The 17,073-nt window shown below is 53.6% G+C and carries 16 protein-coding genes; 11 read left to right on the top strand and 5 right to left on the bottom strand.

The window, feature by feature from the left end; genetic code table 11:
• The 5 genes from MV421_RS01660 to MV421_RS01640 all read left to right on the top strand — a co-directional run.
• On the top strand, positions 1 to 185 hold a 185-nt coding region (locus MV421_RS01660), incomplete at its 5' end, for an HAD hydrolase-like protein (protein WP_297517735.1).
• Positions 186 to 286: 101 nt separating this feature from the next.
• On the top strand, positions 287 to 1,276 hold the full coding sequence (locus MV421_RS01655; protein WP_297503542.1) for a hypothetical protein: 990 nt from the start codon (positions 287 to 289) through the stop codon (positions 1,274 to 1,276).
• 5 nt (positions 1,277 to 1,281) lie between these two features.
• Positions 1,282 to 2,178, top strand: coding sequence for a hypothetical protein (locus MV421_RS01650; RefSeq protein ID WP_297503527.1), 897 nt, complete (start codon positions 1,282 to 1,284; stop codon positions 2,176 to 2,178).
• 16 nt (positions 2,179 to 2,194) lie between these two features.
• Positions 2,195 to 2,689: a hypothetical protein gene (locus MV421_RS01645; RefSeq protein ID WP_297517732.1), complete on the top strand. Its 495-nt coding sequence runs from the start codon at positions 2,195 to 2,197 to the stop codon at positions 2,687 to 2,689.
• Position 2,690: 1 nt separating this feature from the next.
• Complete coding sequence (locus MV421_RS01640; RefSeq protein ID WP_297421868.1) at positions 2,691 to 3,698, top strand: SPFH domain-containing protein; 1,008 nt, start codon at positions 2,691 to 2,693, stop codon at positions 3,696 to 3,698.
• A gap of 198 nt (positions 3,699 to 3,896) precedes the next feature.
• On the opposite strand, the gene MV421_RS01635 is transcribed toward MV421_RS01640, so the two are convergent.
• The 4 genes from MV421_RS01635 to MV421_RS01620 all read right to left on the bottom strand — a co-directional run bounded on the left by MV421_RS01635 (position 3,897) and on the right by MV421_RS01620 (position 10,622).
• The gene (locus tag MV421_RS01635) at positions 3,897 to 4,430 is read right to left on the bottom strand and encodes a hypothetical protein (RefSeq protein WP_297421870.1); all 534 of its coding nucleotides are present in this window, start codon (positions 4,428 to 4,430) and stop codon (positions 3,897 to 3,899) included.
• Positions 4,431 to 4,562: 132 nt separating this feature from the next.
• Complete coding sequence (locus tag MV421_RS01630; protein WP_297421872.1) at positions 4,563 to 5,582, bottom strand: M42 family metallopeptidase; 1,020 nt, start codon at positions 5,580 to 5,582, stop codon at positions 4,563 to 4,565.
• Between the two features lie 39 nt (positions 5,583 to 5,621).
• Positions 5,622 to 6,509 (bottom strand): transporter, encoded by an 888-nt coding sequence (locus tag MV421_RS01625; protein ID WP_297421874.1) that lies wholly within the window; start codon positions 6,507 to 6,509, stop codon positions 5,622 to 5,624.
• A 72-nt stretch (positions 6,510 to 6,581) separates the two neighbouring features.
• Complete coding sequence (locus tag MV421_RS01620) at positions 6,582 to 10,622, bottom strand: MMPL family transporter (protein WP_297503529.1); 4,041 nt, start codon at positions 10,620 to 10,622, stop codon at positions 6,582 to 6,584.
• Positions 10,623 to 10,733: 111 nt separating this feature from the next.
• On the opposite strand from MV421_RS01620, the gene MV421_RS01615 reads away from it, so the two are divergent.
• The 6 genes from MV421_RS01615 (at position 10,734) to MV421_RS01590 (ending at position 16,540) form a co-directional block, all read left to right on the top strand.
• Positions 10,734 to 11,228 (top strand): helix-turn-helix transcriptional regulator, encoded by a 495-nt coding sequence (locus tag MV421_RS01615; protein ID WP_367184485.1) that lies wholly within the window; start codon positions 10,734 to 10,736, stop codon positions 11,226 to 11,228.
• Positions 11,229 to 11,609: 381 nt separating this feature from the next.
• Positions 11,610 to 12,023: a helix-turn-helix transcriptional regulator gene (locus MV421_RS01610; protein WP_297420893.1), complete on the top strand. Its 414-nt coding sequence runs from the start codon at positions 11,610 to 11,612 to the stop codon at positions 12,021 to 12,023.
• Positions 12,020 to 13,327, top strand: coding sequence for a hypothetical protein (locus tag MV421_RS01605; protein WP_297420895.1), 1,308 nt, complete (start codon positions 12,020 to 12,022; stop codon positions 13,325 to 13,327). The genes MV421_RS01610 and MV421_RS01605 overlap by 4 nt, the downstream gene beginning before the upstream one ends.
• A gap of 4 nt (positions 13,328 to 13,331) precedes the next feature.
• Positions 13,332 to 13,988, top strand: a complete 657-nt coding sequence (locus tag MV421_RS01600) for a DUF4097 family beta strand repeat-containing protein (protein WP_297420897.1) — start codon at positions 13,332 to 13,334, stop codon at positions 13,986 to 13,988.
• A 66-nt stretch (positions 13,989 to 14,054) separates the two neighbouring features.
• Positions 14,055 to 15,302, top strand: a complete 1,248-nt coding sequence (locus tag MV421_RS01595) for an MFS transporter (protein ID WP_297420899.1) — start codon at positions 14,055 to 14,057, stop codon at positions 15,300 to 15,302.
• A complete protein-coding gene (locus MV421_RS01590) occupies positions 15,299 to 16,540 on the top strand; it encodes an MFS transporter (RefSeq protein WP_297420901.1) in 1,242 nt (413 codons plus the stop codon). Before MV421_RS01595 ends, MV421_RS01590 begins: the two co-directional genes overlap by 4 nt.
• 13 nt (positions 16,541 to 16,553) lie before the next feature.
• Here the strand turns inward: MV421_RS01590 and MV421_RS01585 are convergent, their stop codons facing one another.
• A complete protein-coding gene (locus MV421_RS01585; RefSeq protein WP_297420919.1) occupies positions 16,554 to 17,069 on the bottom strand; it encodes a cob(I)yrinic acid a,c-diamide adenosyltransferase in 516 nt (171 codons plus the stop codon).
• Positions 17,070 to 17,073 lie beyond the last annotated feature (4 nt).

Below are 17,073 nucleotides of genomic sequence, written 5' to 3'. Positions count from 1 at the left end.
TGAATCTGAAGCCAGATGAAGCCTGGATGGTTGGGGACAGCATTCACGACGTTCTCGCCGGAGAAAGAGCCGGCTTAAAGACCGTTAACGTGGTTCGCTTTGGGAAGGTAGAGGGGGCGGACTACTATGTAAGCGACCTCTGGGAGCTTCTGAGGCTCGTGAAGAACCTGCGGGAAGAGATTTAAAATGGCGGTGAAGTGATTAGATGCAGTTCTCTTCCCGCAAATTCCCCTCTAACAATACACCTTAAATAGATAAACACCGTTTATATCATAGAGTGGTCTCCATGGAGGAAGGTGGCTTTAAGTGTGAGCGGTGTGGTGCACCGCTTGAGGTTTCGCCGGAAACGATAGTCGCGGTATGTCCCTACTGCGGTTTTCCGAACCACATCAGCGGGAACCTGAAGACAGAGGGCATTCTCATCGTCCCATCCCTAGATAAAAACGCCATAGCCAAAGCCTTTTGGGACAGGGTCGAGCACGACTTCGATCTAAAGAGGATAAAGGAAGACCTCCAGGTCGTCGACATCGAGGGGCACTACGCTCCATACTGGAACGGAAAGGTCCACGTTTACGGTACGGTTCGCTACATGAAGCGGGAGGAGGAGTGTCATACTGATTCAAAGGGGAACACCCACTGTCACACCGTTGAAAGGCACTACACGGAGAAGGTGGACGAGGATATGCGGCTCCTCGGTTCGGCGAGGAGGCAGGTGAAGAGCTTCGGGGTTGATGACCTGGTAACCCACTTCTCCAAGACCCTGCCGGGGGGGAAGAGACTCCTCGATCTGGAGGAGGGTGAGTGGGGCAGGATAAAGCTCGAAATCCTGAACACGGAGATGGATGAAAAGCACGCCGTCCTCACGATGCGCGAGGATGCAATCGACATAATAAGGAACCGCTTCCTAGCAAAGTCGGACAGGATAGAGCGCTTCGATGTCCACGCCGACGAGCCGCAGGACGTTAAGCTGCTCCTCCTGCCGATGTGGACGGTCTACTACCGCTACGGCGATTCGATATTCCACGTCGTCTTCGCGGGCTGGGACGGAAAGGGCGTTGCGGCAACGGAGCCGATGAACATTTTCAGGAGGGCCCAGTACCTCACGGGTGCCGGGATCGGCATACTGGTCGCAGCCTTTGGAGCGGCGACCTTTGCCAGCTCCTCCATCTTCGCGGTTCTGGCCATGGGCGGTGGTGCGGCCCTCAGCTGGTTCACTGGAAGCAAGGCCCTCGAAGGCCAGCGCGTTGAGCGTGAGCGGAAGGGCGTTCTGGGGTGAGGGAGATGGAGGTAACGTGTCCCACATGCTCGGCAACGTTTAAGGTTCCCGACACGGTGAGCGTGGCGACCTGCCCTTACTGCGGAACCACTTTCCACATCCACACGGGCTCGGAAGTTCAGGAGGAGCACTTCTTCTTCCCACCCATAAAGAAGGATCCCGCCGGGCTGCTGCTCAAGTTCCTCTCGAGGCAGTACGGCGCCCCCGCGGACATAACCGGCGCGAAGGTTCTGAAGAAGGAGCTCTACTGGGTTCCGGTTTACTTCTTCTACCTTCACGGGAAGAGCAGGGTTAAGGAGAGCGTTGAGGAAGTGGAATTCCTCGGAATTCCGGTAGGATCGCCGTTCAAAACCCTGCTGATGAACTACCCGTTCCCGGTTAGGGGGAAGCACTTCTTCGACGAGGCCACCGTCAAAAAGGGGAAGTATCACGAGCCGGAGATGAAGAGGGAAGAGGCGGAGGGGATAGCGCACTCACGGCTTGAAAGCGCCCTCAGGAAAGAGGCCAGCGAGGAGGGCAGCAGCGCGGGGGAGCTTGACCTCACCGTCAAGTTCCAGGGTCTCGTCCACTACCCCCTCTGGGAAGTCCACTATGAGTACGGAGGGGAGACCTTCGTGAACTTCGTTGACGGCACCGACGGGAGGGTGATACGGGGCGAGTACCCGCTGATGTCTGGGGCAAGGAAGAAGGCCACGCTCCTTGGCGGCGGTGTCATCGGAGTCGGGGTTCTGCTGGGGCTCATCGCCTCCGCCGCCCTGAGCACCGCATGGGGAGTCATCGGCGGTCTCGTCGCAGGCGCGGCTGGAGGGGCCGGGATATTCGTGAGGGGCTCCGTGGGCAGGAGGACGGTGAGTCAGGTAATGAAGACGGACAGGGGCAACGTCTACTTCAGGGTCCTGTGATGGGGGAGGTGGTATCATGGGAAAGGAAACCTCGATAGTTGAAAAGCTTGAGCTCGTTATTCCGGGCTTTCACGGCTACAAGAAGAAGGAGCTTTTGAGGGAGGACGACAGGCTCGTCCGCGGCAAGGTTGCCGAGGTACTCGCACAGGCCCGGCGTGAGATGGAGCGCTCTCTGCAGAGGTGTGCGATGGTCAGCTGCCCCCAGCTGGTGGCGATAGACACCATGAGAAAGAAGCTTATGCCCCTTGAGAGCAGGGTCAGGCACGCTGAGGCCGGCTACGCGGGCTACTTCGACAGGATAAAGTTCAGGGAAGACGAGATAAAGAAGCTCATCGAGTACGACGCGAAGATGATAGAGCTGGCCGAGGGAATACGGGACGGTGTCGGGGCCATCAACGGGGGGATTGCCAACCCGCAGGCCCTTGGCATGGCCGTCCTCGACCTCGACGACAAGCTGAACTCCTTCGAGGAGGTCCTGGACAAGAGGATGAGTTTCGCGGCGGGTGAGTGAGATGGTGCAGGTAGTCGAATGGGTGAACCCCGGAGAAGACGAGATAATCTGGAGGTACCCAAACGAGGTCATAAAATGGGGCGCACAGCTTATAGTCCACGAGTACGAAGTGGCAGTCTTCATGCGCGACGGGAAAATCTACGACGTCCTTGGGCCGGGAAGACATACCCTGACGACCCAGAACCTCCCGCTCCTCTACAAGCTCGTCGGTGGGAGCAACAGCCCCTTCAAGGCGACGGTCATCTTTGTCAGCATGAAGCAGTTCCAGGGGAGATACGGTGGGGGGACGCAGACAAAGGAGCTTGCCCCGGTCAAGTACTACGGCGTCTACTGGTTCAAAGTGGCAGACCCTGTTCTCTTCATAACGGAAGTGGTTGGCGGCCAGGGTCTCTACGACACCGCCGACGTCACCAAGTTCATCAGGGCGTACTTCAACGAGGGCATGATGAAGCACCTCTCAAGCTATTCAATCGTTGACCTCTTCCAGAACCTCGACATGGTGAGCACGCAGGTCAAGGTCAAGCTCATCGAGGACTTCCGCAGGCTCGGCCTTGAACTCATCGATGTCAAAATCGAGGGAGTAAATACGACCGACGAGTGGCGCCAGAGGCTCTTCTGGATAATGCAGACGGGCAACGCCCAGAGCGTAATGCAGATGGACACTGCAAAGCAGGTCGCGGCAGAGCTCGGGAAGAGCGGGAGCGCGGCCGTCGGGACAGGCATGGTCCTGATACCCCAGCTCATGCAGCCCGCTCAACCGGCCCAGCCTGCACAGCAATATGCCGGCGGCGGAGTTCCTCCAGCGGCCCCGGCGCAATCAGCCCAGCCCGCCGCCCCGGCAGGGCCTGCGGCGCAGGGGCAGGAAATATGCCCCTACTGTGGGAAGCCGATTCCGAAGGGCGCCCGCTTCTGCCCCTACTGCGGTCACGAGATAAAGCGCTGCCCCAACGGTCACATAGTCCCGGAAGGAGCGAAGTTCTGCCCGGTGTGTGGAGCCAAGATAGAGTGAGGCCTAAGCTTTTTTCTTTACTTTCAGCTCCCCCTTGAGCCTGAGGTACTCCCCCTTTGTGAGTGGGAAGTTCCTCGCGGCTTTCAGAAAAGAGTCAACGAGCCTGACCTGCTGTTTGAGTACCTCGTCCGGGTTTCTCCTTCAGCCTCTTGACGTAGAGCCTTATGAAGGCCAGCCAGCCTCTCCTCCATGTTCCGGTTAGAATGGAACCTCAACTTTGAGCCTTTTTGCGTACCCATTGAGGAGCCTCCGATCGAGATTTTCCTTGAAAAGCTCGTAGAGGAAAAATGCATCCTCCACGTCTTTATCACTCCCCAGGTAGAGCTTGTACGCTATCTGGAGCTCGAGTGGTGAGACGTAGATTTCATCATTGTTGAGCACAGTGAGGATGTGTTTCTTTAAAGCCTCTTCATGGAAGGTATCCTTGGGAAACTTTATTTTTGCGTTGGGGATTATCTCACCCTTCCTAGCCATTCTAATGCCCATTTTTTCTTGGAGCATCTCATAGAGTCCACCGCAGTCTTCCGGGTTCAGGAATTCAAATCCGCTTCTCAGTGCTTCACTGCACAGCTGTTCAAACTCCTTCCTATGAAGGGGTTCAATCACAAAGTCAACGTCCTCGGTGCCCCTTGAGCGCCCAAGGAGTATGGTGACGTACCCACTGACTATGACGTATTTAGTGTACTTTTCAATCAGTTTAACAGCATCCAAAACGAAATGATCAAAGCCCAAATCCCCTGAGGCCTCCGTGGGCTTTGGGGGTCCCCCGCAGTGAGGGCTTCAAATTTTCTAGCCTTTTATTTTTGTGGAAATAATCCGCACGGGAATGTATTAAAGGCCTCGATAGGAAAGATAAACAGAGACTCAAAGCCCAAACTTTTCCTCGATGTAGGCTTTTATCAGCTCTTTGGTCGCTAAGAGGCCTTTAACGTGAGTCCTCTCCATGCCGTGGCTCGCGTGGACTCCCTGGCCGATGAGGGCAACGCGGAAGTCCCAGCCGGCCCTGAGGGCGGCGGAACCATCGGAGCCGTAGTAGGGGAAGACGTCGACGACGTGCGGGATGTCCCTCTTCTCGGCCAGCTCGATGAGCCTGCTCGTCATCTCGTAGTCGTAGGGGCCGCTGGAGTCCTTTGCGCCTATTGAAACAGCAGTCTCCTTACCGTAAACTCCGTCGCCGACAACGCCCATGTCAACCACGAGGAGCTCCTTCGTGCTCGGGGGATAGCCGGCAGAACCTCCGTGCCCCACCTCTTCGTAGGGCGAGAAGAAGAAAGCCACCGGGAGCCTCTCCAGTCTCTCCGCTCCAAGCTCAAGCATCAGGTCGATCATAACCGCTACGCTCGCCTTGTCGTCGAGGAAGTGGGCCTTAACGAAGCCGTTGGCGTACTCAAACTTCGGGTCAAAGGCTATGAAGTCACCTGGCCTTATCCCGATCTTCTCGGTGTCCTCCTTCTTTTCAACCTCGGCGTCAAGGCGGATGTACATGTTCTCCTCAGTGCGCTCCTTCTTCCCCGCATCTTTGTTCACGTGGACGCTCGGGTTCTTAAGGAGGAGCGTTCCTCTATAGCGCTTCCCGGAGCGGGTTATTATTGTGCAATACTCGCCCTCAAACGTTGGGAGGAGAAGCCCTCCGACGCGCGTGAAGCTCAGGTTTCCGTCCGGGAGAACCCCCTTGACCATAGCTCCAAGCGTGTCAACGTGACCCGCCACCACAAGCTCCGGCTCCGGGTGGTTTCCCGCTATCAGGGCACCCTTGTTTGTATAGTAGGTCTTTATCCCCGCTTCGTTGAGCTTCTTCTCAATGTGCTCCAGAACCTCCTTCGTGTAGCCCGTTGGCGAAGGTATCTCAAGTATTTCGCGCAGAATTTCGACGACCCTCTCCATGTTATCACCAAGGTTAAAACGATGGATGGAGTTAAAAGATTAACCTAAGCCAGTCATGAACCTTAGGGCAACGAAGAGTCCAATGACCAAGAGGGTTAGTACGAAGGTAACGCTTATCGCTTCATTGGCCTTGAGCCTGTACTGCGCCAGAATCGCGTTGGCCGCTATGGCCGGTGGCATGCTCGCCTCCACCAAAACGGAGTAGAGGACGCTTCTACTCGCCCAGTGAAGAGTAAGGAAAACAAAAATGAAAGGAACCACTATTCGAAAAGCCCCCACCTCGAGGAGCTTTCTCATCTCAAAGGCCCTCAACGTTATCCTCGAGCCGAAGTAGATGAGAAGGAGCGGGATACTGAGCCAGCCGATTGTCGTTAAAGGCCCAATGAACCAGTTGGGGAGACTGATCCCAGCGATGACGAGGCCAAGGGCTAGAAGATTCGCCAATGTTGGAGGGAACTTGAGGGCTTTCATGAGACTGTCCCCAACGTTCGCTCCCCCGCTCGAGTAATGGGCTGCTATAAATGTAACAATTGGAATCACTATCATCGAATTGGTAGTTGAGTATAGGATAGCCGGCGTTATATCCTTCAGAAAGAGGCTCGCTATTGGAAAGCCTAAAGCCGCGGTGTTAGGATAAACCGAGAGCACCATAAGAGCACCGGCCCAGGGGTTGTTTTTGAGTACAAATCTACCGTAGAGATAAGAGGTGGAGAAGCTTATGGCGATTATCAGGAAGACGTAAAGGAAAACGGTCTTTATGCTGAGGAGATAGGCCAAATCTTTGCTCGCAACGTTTCCGAAGACAAAGAAGGCCAGCAGGATATCATTGGTGATGAAGCGGAGCCAGTCGAAGGGTCTTTCCTTCCTAACCATGAGTTTCAGGAGGTATCCAAACCCGATTAGTGCGAGCATCTCGATGATGTTCATGGTTTAACCGAGGGTCTCAGCGTTTAAAAGGATGTCGAGTATTAATACAAAGAGAGAAAGGAAGTCGGGACATCATTCCTTCTTCTTGGTCCTGTGCAATGGCCACCAGGCCTTCTCGCCGAAGAGACCCATCATCGCCGGGCCGAGGAAATAAACGGCGAGGGTTGCCGTTATCAGCACTCCTGCGGCAAGTGCAAAGCCTATTTCCCTCGTCCCCCACGTCGAACTGGTCATCAATGCACCGTACGTGGTTCCTAACACCGTTGCTAGGCCGATGACAACGAGATCTATCGTTCCTGCCGCAACTACGAGGGCGTCTTTGGGGGAGCGGCGCTCAAACTCGTCCCTCGCTTTGACGAGGTAGAAGCTGTTGTAATCTATGCCCACTCCCATGAGCACGATGAACACCATCAGCGGCAGGAACCACATGATCTCCTGTCCAAAGAGCTTCTGGAAGAGCCATGTTGATATTGCTATGCTGAGGAGCACCCCAGTGCCGACTGTTGCCATCGTCGAAATAACAGCGGGAATGCCCTTGAGCGCTGGTATAAGCAGTAGGAACATCAGCACTAGCGCTACTGGCAGGATTCTGTGCCAGAATATATTGTTGATCAAGTTGCTGAGGTCGAGGTCTAAAGCTGCACCGCCGCCCACCATGCCCTTTGCTATCTTTCCGCTGGCTTCGTAGTTCTTCAATAGGGTCCTAATGCTCCTAACTATCCTGTGGGCTTGGGGGGTCGTTGACTGGTACCTGCTGACTACCTCGATGAGGATCATATTGCCCGTGCTCGAGAGGTATCTACCACCACCTATGGCCTTGAGCTGGCTCAGGTTAGTGTTTACGGGCTTTCCATAAGGCTGGGTCACGGTGTAGACGTGCTTAACGCCGTCTATCTTCTCGATGTTCCTCACTACTCCGTTGATTGTTGAAAGGTCGCTATTGGTGACGTTATGGTTAAACTTAATCAGGACGTAGGTGGCACCCATCACGTCGGCCCCGAGCTTGCTCTGACTTATTTCAAGGAAGTGGTAGGTTTCACTGTCCTTTGGCAGGAACAGCTTGATGTCGTGTGTCCCGTTGAAGTTGGTAAAAGTGTAAACTGCCGGAGCAAGCAGGAGGAGGAATATGAGTAACACTGCCTTGGCGTGTTTGACCGACCATCTAGCGATTCTGCTTTCCTTGTGGACGTCGCTCTCTTTAACGTGCCCTATGTGTCTCGGCCACCAGAAGGCTGATTTGTCTCCGATGAGGGCGGTTATAGCCGGTATGAGGGTCAGACTGGCGGCGAAGACGACCAACACCGCTATGGGTGCTATCATACCCATCTCTTTGAATATTGGGAACTCCCAGGCGAGCATGAAGCTTGCAAAGGCCACCGCATCAACGGAGGCACTTGCGAGTATGGCGTCCTTTGTTCTTTTCAATGCCTCACTCGCGGCCCTGTTGTGATCGTAGCCCTCTGCAAGATACTCCTTGAAGCGGTGAAGGTAATAAGTTGAGTAGTCTATACCGAGACCGAGTGCGGTCGTCACGGTGATCGTCTGCGCCCAGCTTCCAACGTTTATCACGTCGCCCTTCGCGAGCATGTAGAGGATCCCCAGAGCGGTGAGCGTTGCGGTAGCAACACCTGTGAAGGGTAGGAGCGTCGCTAGAAGCGCTGCCCCAAGGATTATAAAGAGCACTATCAAGGCCCCTATGAAGCTGAACTTTGTGGTCCTGCTGTCGTCTTCCTTGCCGTAGTGTATCATTTCATAGGTCTGAACCGGCGTTCCACTGATGTATGCTTCGGCCTTCGGGAAGTGCTTCCTCATCTCCTTCAATAGAACCTCTTTAGCCTTGAGTGTGTTTTCGTAGGGAATCCTGCTCTGCTCCTTGGCGTTTGTTACGCTGGTGTCCTTTGGAACCATCGATACCAGCATTGTGGTGTTGTTGGGACTCTTGAGCATGCTTATATAGTCCTTCGCAAGGCCATAAACGGACGGGTAAACCTGCTCCTCTACAGGTTTAACATCTTCCCTCGTTATTTTCCCCGGGTCATCCCTAAACCTGAAGGCTACCTCAACGAGCTGGGTTGTGTTCACGTGGAGCGGGACGCCGAGGTTGATCTTCCCAACGAGTTTTCCAACCAGTCCCGCGGTTCTCTCCTTAACTAGAGCCTGAATCTGAGAGTCGCTCATAGGATAGTTCCCGGCGACGGCCAGCATTATTCCCTTCAGGGTCTTCTTGACGTCTTCTGGGGCGGTAACGTTGGCAAGTTTCTCGTTGACACCTTTCTCGAACAGGCCGTATGCTATTTCCTTGGTGCTTTCACCGGCATAAAGCTCGTCCACAACCTTCCCAATGTCTACCGGTGCGTTTCCGGCGAGGCTTGTTATTATCTCTTTGACGGCTTCCTTTACTCCGGTTCCCTTGACCAGCTCCCATGGGTTCTTGAGGACCTCGTTGACTATGATCTCGGCCGCCTTCTCGCTTCCCACTCTCTCGGAAGTCTTCTGAATCAGGAGTTCCTTCGCTATCGCTGTGACGTTTCCGTTGGAGTCGTAGACCTCACCTATAACACTCCCCGGAAGCTCAACACCCTTCTCTTTGAGTATCTTGGTGAGAAGTGAAACCGTGGCCGCTTTCAGAGTCTCTGGCTTTCTCGTTAGAACGCCCGTGGCGTTTGGATCAAAACCAACGACGGTTTTGGCTATCTGGTCAGGTAGCTCCCCTGAGAGCTTCTTCCTGAGTGCACTGGCGAGCAGGTTGGTTTCAAGCCCCCGTGTAGGGCCATAAACGAGAAGTGTTCTGAGTATCCTCCCGGCGTTCGGCATCTCCAAGAGGGGACTGCCCTTCATCAGGACTTTGGCCACTCCAATAGTCGCGTTCTCCACATTAGGAGGCGATGGGTTTCTTCCCAGACCTACGGAAACGTTGGTAATGTATGCTAGAGTTTGTGCTGGAACCTCCCCGAATCCTGGAACCTCAAAGCTTCCTCCAGCTTCTTCAATGACGAACGGGAGGTTCTCAAGGGACTTATTCGCTATCTCGCTGACGGGTTTAGCTGCGTCCTTCCCGAGATGGGTAAGGGTGTAGTTGCCCCCCATCTCTTTATCAAAGGTTGTGACACCATGATAAAAGGCAACTGAGTACGCTTCGGCCAGGTTCTTCTGCATTGGTTCGTTTATGCGACTGAGGATTATCCCCTTCGTGACGTTGGCCAGGAAGCCGTCGGTTATGGCAGTTGCCCCATAGATCGAGTAGGCAGGATACGTCGCATTGTAAACCACATAGACAAACTCGACCGGAACGCCCAGCTGGATGGCAATTCCCTGAGCCGTTGCGTTGTTGAGTCCCATCTCATAGGCTCCGGATTGAACGAGTGCGTCGTAGGTTCCAATCGTGCCAAGGTACGTTTTGGCATAGCTGTCGCTCAGGTTGTAGAGACCGACGTTCAGTCCCGCTATCGTGGAGTTCAAACTCCTCAACTGCTCGCTTGCCTTGGTCAGGTTCTGATGGAGTTCCACGTATGCTGTATCGGTCTGATTGAGGGCCATTTTAAGGGCAAGACTTTGGTTGTAGAGCACAGTTAGGTTATTCTCGAGCGAAAGGTATACCCTGGCAAGTTCGGGGACGGTCTCGTTCAGGATTTTAACCTGGTTGCTGAGGTTCTCGATCTGAGTGAGCGTTATCCCATAGGCATCGCTCGCGTTTATCGCAGAGTTGTAAAGCACCCCTGTCAGGTTGGCCGTGGTTTTCGTGAGGTTGAGGGCAATCTCGTAAGACTCATTGTGGAGCATATCAATGGCATCATAGTAAGAGGTGAAGTTGCTCCCGTAGGGGCTCGCTTCGACCTTAAACCGTTCGTATGCTTCCTTTGCCTCAGGACTGCTTACATTGATGTTGGTAATGATTATGTAAGTCATATTATTGTTCTGAGCAAAGCTGGGAAAGTACTTCGTCATATTATCCTGAACTTCGACCGACTCAACGTGCTTTGGAAGGAACTGGCTCATACTGTAATTGGTGACGTTGCTAAGCTTCATCGCCAGCGGTGTGGCGAGAATTATGGTAACAACCCAGAGGGCGATGATGAGCTTCGAGTGCTTTACAATCCAGTCATTCCACGCCATCGTCATCACCTATGTTAATCTTCAATACTGCAATCTCAAACATGTCTAAGTTCGACATGTCGTTAACAGATGCATTTATAAGGGTTTTGGTGTAACTATTAGACATGAGTGATGATCATGGAGGAAGATGTTGAAAGGAGAATCATCAAAGGGCTCTTCACAGTTCCACTAAAGGATATAATACTCGTTATAGTTGGCCTGAAGGGTGAGACACACGGCTACGAGATACTGAAGGAGCTTGAGAAGCTCGCAGTTGGCCTCTGGAAGCCAAGCCACAGCAACCTTTATACTATACTAAACAAGATGGTTGAGGATGGTCTCCTAGAGCCAAGGGAAGAGTACCGTGGCAGGGTTCGAAGGGTAAAGTACAGCCTGACACCAAAGGGCATAGAATACCTCAAGACCTCGAATGATTTGGCCCTCCGCGTTCTCTACATGGCGGCAAACTACCACGAAGCCCTCAAGAAGAAGCTGGAAACCATGGGGGAAGAAAGGAAGATGAACAGGGAAACCATTGGGGAGTACCTTGAGCTTCTGAAGAAGATACGCGATATACTCGATGGGGAGATAAGGGCAATCGAGACGGAGCTTTTGAAGAAAGAATGATAACCTGCTCCCTTTTGGATTTCTCAATTTTTAAGTCTGTGGTTATTGGATTCTCTCCTTCTGTTATCCGCTACGATTATTTCAAAAGTAGCGGATAATCTTCCAGCCTCGTCTTCACTGGCTAGCTTTCTGAGAGAAAGGGAACTCCCCACATCTTTGAGTCTCTCAAACGAACATTCCAAGAGCCGATAACGTCCTATCGGTTTCAGCACCACAATTCTCATACTTCACGATCCTATAATCGTTCGGGCTTAACGTACCCTACATGCTGAGCATAGGGAGGAATGGGCACCCTTAGTCTAAACCGATAAACTTTTATATACCAATCATCCCAATTAAATACAGAAAAATGTACTACAGAAATATGTACCCGGTGGTAGCATGGAGAACAACCTGAAGGCCCAGCTCGAGGAGCTGAAGAAGAGGCTGGAGGTGCTAGAGGAGAATATCAATCCCGTGGACGAGGTCATGCTCTCCATAAAGGCCCGTCTGAGGAGAAAGCTTGAGGGCGGAAAGCTTCCGGAACTCGACGAGGAGAAAGCGGCTAAGACCCTCAAGGCCCTCGCAAACCCGGACAGGATAAGGATACTCAAGATGCTCTCGGAGAGGCCGATGGGCTTCAAGGAGATAAAGGAGGCCCTTAGGGTTGAGAGCCCTACCGTCTCGCACCATTTGAAGCTCCTCACGAAGACGGGGATGGTGAGAAAAGGGGACGGATACAAGATTTCACCCAACGGACGTTTGTTTCTGCGCTTGCTTGAGATAATCACTGCCCTTGAGGAGGTGGAAGAATGAGTTTTCGATGGGAATGGAAATATGGGGCCATACGGAACGATGGGCCGCGCTTTAAGCTCGCGGAGTATCTGGAGGCGCTCACCGCACTCCTGCTCCTGCTGTGGCTATTCAAAGGCCCGTTGAGGATCGAGGCCTACAACGATCAGATGGTCTACGCGATAATAGCGCTCATCTTCGCCTTTGAACTGCTGAGCGTCGGCAAATGGCTCGGGGTGACGGTCAGCGGGGTTGTCTTCGCCCTCGCCAAGGCCTTCCTGTGGACGAGCGTTTTCCTATTCTTCGGCCAGTGGCTGGGGATGAGTGATAGGTTAAGCTCCTACGATGGGACGGCCTTCGCCTACGCCGTCGTCCTTGCCCTAGCGGGTCTACTCCTGTCGAAATTCGACGAGAGGAGGCTCGAGTGGAAGGTTGAAAGGAAAGCCTATGAGTTCGCCGGAGCCGACTTTGGAGACGTGAAGCTGAAGGGAAGCGGGAAGGCCTACCCCGTTAGGTTCGGGAGGAAGCACGTTGGCTGGGTTCTCGATGGGGAGCTTGAGGTCGATGCCGGGACACCCCTCGGGAGGGTGCGGAAGAGACTCCTCGCACCGGTCGCGGTCTGGATCGGGGAAAACATAGCGGGCGGAAAAACCACCCCAGACCCGGCGTTTGTCTCGACGGTGGAGCCGCTGCTGAACCCGGACAGACTCTACCGGGATGAGAACAAGGCCAGCGTCGTCGACCTCGGCCTCGTAAAGGTCTACGAAGGAGAAGATTTTGAGTACGTGAAGGTGCCCTTCGTGGAAGTCATAAGCACCCCGACAGGGGAGGAGGTAAAGATAGGACCGATACACATCCACGAGGGGAACCCCGAGAAACCGCCCGGTGAGATGCTCACCATCAGAGAACTCACCAACGGCTTCCAGCTTACGAAGGTCGGGAACAGGCTGAGAATACAGACCGACGAGTACACCATCGAGGTCGAGGGCGAGAGGGTTACCTACAGGAGCGGGAACGAGGTTCTGAGCCTTGGGGAAGCTGTGTCCCTTCGTTCTAGGGATGTCTCGGTGACCGTTGGTAGAGGACGCGCAAGGGTAAAGATAGAGGACGTCGTCATCTCTGCCAGGGACGGCACCGTCAGGATACGAGTCGGGGGTAAGAGTCACACAATCGAGAGCAGTGAGGCGTACAAACTGGTCGTCAGAAAAGCGAAGGAGATAGTCGAGGAGCAGAGCGCCGAGCTGATAGAAGGCCTCGGAATAGACAGAACCCTGCTAAACAAGAGGGTGAAGGAGCTTCTTGACGAGCTGATGGAATACGTGAGGTGAGAGAATGAAGTTTGAAAACGTGAAGGAAGTCAAGATAAAGGCCGTGGCAGGTAAGGTCGAGATTGAAGGGTGGGATAAGGAGTACGTCGAGCTGGAGTACAGGCTCCACGGGGACGATGTTAGGGTGGAAACGGATCTGAAGAACGGAACCCTTACAGTGGTGGAAAAACCGAGGAGGAAGTTCTTCAACCACCTTGGAAAGGACAGCTGGGCCGAGATATTGCTGAAGATACCAAGGAACGCAGTAGTTGACCTCAACAACGTTACTGGAACCGTCAGGGGAAAGGACGTGCGCTTCAAAGAGGTTGTCACGGTAAATGGAGGAATAACACTGGAAAGTTGTGAGACAGAATTCCTAAAATCAGTGAACGGAGGAATAACGGCCCACTTGTCGATCGCGGGCCCCCTAAAGGCATCCACAGTGAACGGGAGTCTTACGGTTATCATCGATGAGCTTGAGGACGACGTTGAGCTGAGCTGCGTTAACGGTGGCATTACTCTCCGCCTCACGGACTTCTGCGATGCAAGGATACTTGCGAAGAGGGTTAACGGGGATGTTAGGTTCATTAACATCGACCCCGAGAACCCCGTTATAGGAACCGGTGACTATGAGGTGAGGGTGAGTACGGTCAACGGAGACGTGAGGGTGGAACTGCTCTAAGTTTTTATTTAATCCATTAATCACATAAATACTTAATTATGGTAAAACTGAGGGGGGTTAGTATGGATGCTCAACGGTCTAAAGGCCCTCGGACGGAACTTCTGGCTCTACACTGTGGGAAGGTGGATATCACAGGCTGGATGGGTGATTCAGGATGTGGCCGTTCCTCTTTATGTCCTCGACAAAACAGGCAGCGGAGCGGTGATGAGCGCATTCGTGATGGCCGAGCTAATCCCGAGGCTGCTAATCAATCCGATAGCCGGTGTCATAGGCGACCGCTACAACAGGAAGAGGCTCATGTACGGCCTCGATATAGCTCGAGGGATTCTGCTCTTCGGCGTTCTGGCCTTCAGCCTGCTCGGAATCCGGGAACTCCTCGCCGTTCAGGTTCTTATGAGCATCCTTGGAGCCTTCTTCTCGGCCGGGATAAGCGGCATGTTCCCCGACCTCGTGAGGAAAGAACAGCTCGCACAGGCAAACTCCATCCTGAGATCTGGAGGGCAGGTTCTCAGGATAGTCGGCCCGGTTCTCGGCGGGCTGATATATGCACTTGGAGGGATAAAGCTCGCCATCCTCATAAACGCGATGAGCTTCTTCGGTTCTGGCCTCTTTGAGATGCTGATAGAGTACCGCTGGGAAACGAGGAAAATTTCAAGCCCCAGAGAGGTCTGGGAGGACATGATTGAGGGCTTCAGGTTCATAAGAAATTCCGAGGGGCTGCTAATCCTCGTCAGCCTCGCGGTAATTCTTAACACCTTACTGAATCCAATCTTTGCCGTCATCCTGCCCTATCTGACAAGGAGCATTCTAGGTCTCTCAGCCGTCCAGTTCGGGAGTATAGAGACCGCTGCAACCCTTGGAGCCCTGGCCGGGAACCTTCTCATAGCAGGAAAGTTGAAGAAACGCTCCGAAGGGGTTTTCTTCAAGGCGGCTTTTCTCCAGTTCTCAGTGATGTTCCTCCTCGTCCTGGCGGCGTATCCAGCTTTCAGGAGCATAGCATACCCAATTCTTATAGTCACGTTCGTTCTCTTCGGTCTCTTCAACACTCTCGTGAACGTCCCGCTCTTCACGAAGCTCCAGAAGGCGGTTCCGAACGAGGTGCGTTCAAGGTTCTTCTCAGCATTTGAGACTGCCGTTATGGCGACGACTCCGGTTGGAATGGCCCTTATTGGCCCACTCCTCAACGTGATCCCTGTTTACGAGCTGGTTGGGATTCTCTCGACCGTTAGCTTTGTCATAGCGGTCTTCTATTACCTGGGCTTCGGCGAAACCATTATGAGGGTGGGTGAGAAGATAGGGAAGGTGATGACTTGAGCCTCAGCAGGGACTTCTGGCTCTTTGCCGTAGGGAGGTTCGTTTCGCAAGTGGGATGGGCGGTTCAGGACGTCGCGTTGCCACTCTACGTTCTTGACCGGACACATAGTGGCGGAATGATGACCGCCTTCATCCTTGCCGAGATGATACCGGCTATGCTCGTCATGCCTTTCGCGGGCGTAATCGGCGATCGCTATAACCGGAAACATCTCATGGTGAGCTTCGACCTTGCGCGCGGGGTTTTACTCTTCGGCGTTTTAGCCTTCAACTTCATCGGTATTTACCAGCTTCTTATTGTCCAGGTTATAATGGCCACGATGGGCGCCTTCTTCGGTGCGTCAACGGGTGCGATGTTTCCGGATCTGGTCGAGCCAAATGAGCTTGAGCGGGCCAATTCCATAACAAGTTCCTTTAACATCTTCGCTCGTCTTGTGGGGCCAGCTTTGGGGGGCTTTATCTATGCGATAGGCGGTATTCCCATTGCTCTCCTCGTGAACGCGGTGAGTTTCTTCGGTTCCGGCCTCTTTGAGATCCTCATAAGGTACGAGTGGAAGGCGAGAGAGCTTGAGAGCCTCGGTCAAGTCGTTTCCGACATAAAGGAGGGCATAGCATTCCTCCGCTCGAACCGCTACCTCTGGACGCTCATGGGCTTTGCAATATTCATGATAACCTTTGCCGAGCCATTTGGGGCCGTTCTAATGCCCTACGCGATGAGGGAGATACTGAGGTTCTCAAGTTACCAGTTCGGCCTCCAGGAGAGCGCTTTCATGGTTGGAGCTTTAATAGGGAACGCGCTCATAGCGGCGAAGTTCGGCAGAAAAGCCGGAAGGTATCTCTTCCACGCCCTGCTCTTCGACGGCATCATGATACTGATCTTCACGTGGCTCATAAGTCCCTCCTCGAACCTCACCACGGACACGGCGTTCCTTCTCCTCGCCGGGGTGAACGTCCTCTGGGGGGCGATTGAGGCCTTCGAAAGTGTGCCGATAAACGCCAAGATACAGCGCGCGATTCCAACGGAAGTCAGGGGGCGTGTCATGTCGGCGATGATGGTTTTGATGCACGCTGCCGGCCCCCTAGGCCTCCTAGCCGTCGGCCCGCTCCTCGACCGCTATCCCGCCTGGTTGGTCTCCGTTGTGCTGTGGGTAGGGATGGGGGCGGTGGTGCTCTACTACTGGGTTAAATATCGGAAAATCCTCACTGGAGAAGAGGAAATCGGGGCAAAAGAGAAGGGGTAAGATGGAACGAGACTCACTTAACTTCCTTGATTTTTCCTTCCCTCTTCTCAATGATCCTGGCCATTATGAAGAGCAGATCGCTCAGTCTGTTGAGGTAAACTAATGCATTTTTGCCGAAACCGTAATCGAGGACGAGCTTGGCAACCTTCCTCTCTGCCCTTCTGGCAATCGTTCTACAGATGTCCAGTTTGGCGCTCGCTATTGTGGAACCGGGCAGGACAAAGGCCTTCATCTGGAACTCTTCCTCGTACTTTGTTATGAGTCCCTCCATCCATTTAACCTCTTCTTCACCAACTTTAACGTACTTCCCCTTGCTGGCGAGTTCACCCATGATGCCGTAGAGCTGAACCTGGATCTTCTCCAGTGTCTCCGCCATCTCCTCGGGGACGTAGTGCTTCGCCTCGCCGAGAAAGCTGTCAAGCTCGTCTATCGTCCCGTTGGCTTCCATTACGGGGGAATACTTGGCAATGCGCTCACCGGTAAAGAGGCCGGTTAAACCCTTATCTCCGGTTTTGGTTGTAATGGACATTTTG

The organism is Thermococcus sp. (genome assembly GCF_027023865.1).
Taxonomy (GTDB): domain Archaea; phylum Methanobacteriota_B; class Thermococci; order Thermococcales; family Thermococcaceae; genus Thermococcus.
The sequence above is the reverse complement of the archived record's forward strand: the minus strand, read 5'-3'. Positions and strand labels throughout refer to the sequence as shown.

What these genes read in the sequence shown, in the direction of transcription:
- MV421_RS01655 (WP_297503542.1), top strand. Translation starts at nt 287, where the DNA reads ATGGAGGAAGGTGGCTTTAAGTGTGAGCGGTGTGGTGCACCGCTTGAG.
- MV421_RS01645 (WP_297517732.1), top strand. Translation starts at nt 2,195, where the DNA reads ATGGGAAAGGAAACCTCGATAGTTGAAAAGCTTGAGCTCGTTATTCCG.
- MV421_RS01630 (WP_297421872.1), bottom strand. Translation starts at nt 5,582, where the DNA reads ATGGAGAGGGTCGTCGAAATTCTGCGCGAAATACTTGAGATACCTTCG.
- MV421_RS01615 (WP_367184485.1), top strand. Translation starts at nt 10,734, where the DNA reads ATGATCATGGAGGAAGATGTTGAAAGGAGAATCATCAAAGGGCTCTTC.
- MV421_RS01625 (WP_297421874.1), bottom strand. Translation starts at nt 6,509, where the DNA reads ATGAACATCATCGAGATGCTCGCACTAATCGGGTTTGGATACCTCCTG.
- MV421_RS01595 (WP_297420899.1), top strand. Translation starts at nt 14,055, where the DNA reads ATGCTCAACGGTCTAAAGGCCCTCGGACGGAACTTCTGGCTCTACACT.
- MV421_RS01610 (WP_297420893.1), top strand. Translation starts at nt 11,610, where the DNA reads ATGGAGAACAACCTGAAGGCCCAGCTCGAGGAGCTGAAGAAGAGGCTG.
- MV421_RS01620 (WP_297503529.1), bottom strand. Translation starts at nt 10,622, where the DNA reads ATGGCGTGGAATGACTGGATTGTAAAGCACTCGAAGCTCATCATCGCC.
- MV421_RS01605 (WP_297420895.1), top strand. Translation starts at nt 12,020, where the DNA reads ATGAGTTTTCGATGGGAATGGAAATATGGGGCCATACGGAACGATGGG.
- MV421_RS01650 (WP_297503527.1), top strand. Translation starts at nt 1,282, where the DNA reads ATGGAGGTAACGTGTCCCACATGCTCGGCAACGTTTAAGGTTCCCGAC.
- MV421_RS01640 (WP_297421868.1), top strand. Translation starts at nt 2,691, where the DNA reads ATGGTGCAGGTAGTCGAATGGGTGAACCCCGGAGAAGACGAGATAATC.
- MV421_RS01585 (WP_297420919.1), bottom strand. Translation starts at nt 17,069, where the DNA reads ATGTCCATTACAACCAAAACCGGAGATAAGGGTTTAACCGGCCTCTTT.
- MV421_RS01600 (WP_297420897.1), top strand. Translation starts at nt 13,332, where the DNA reads ATGAAGTTTGAAAACGTGAAGGAAGTCAAGATAAAGGCCGTGGCAGGT.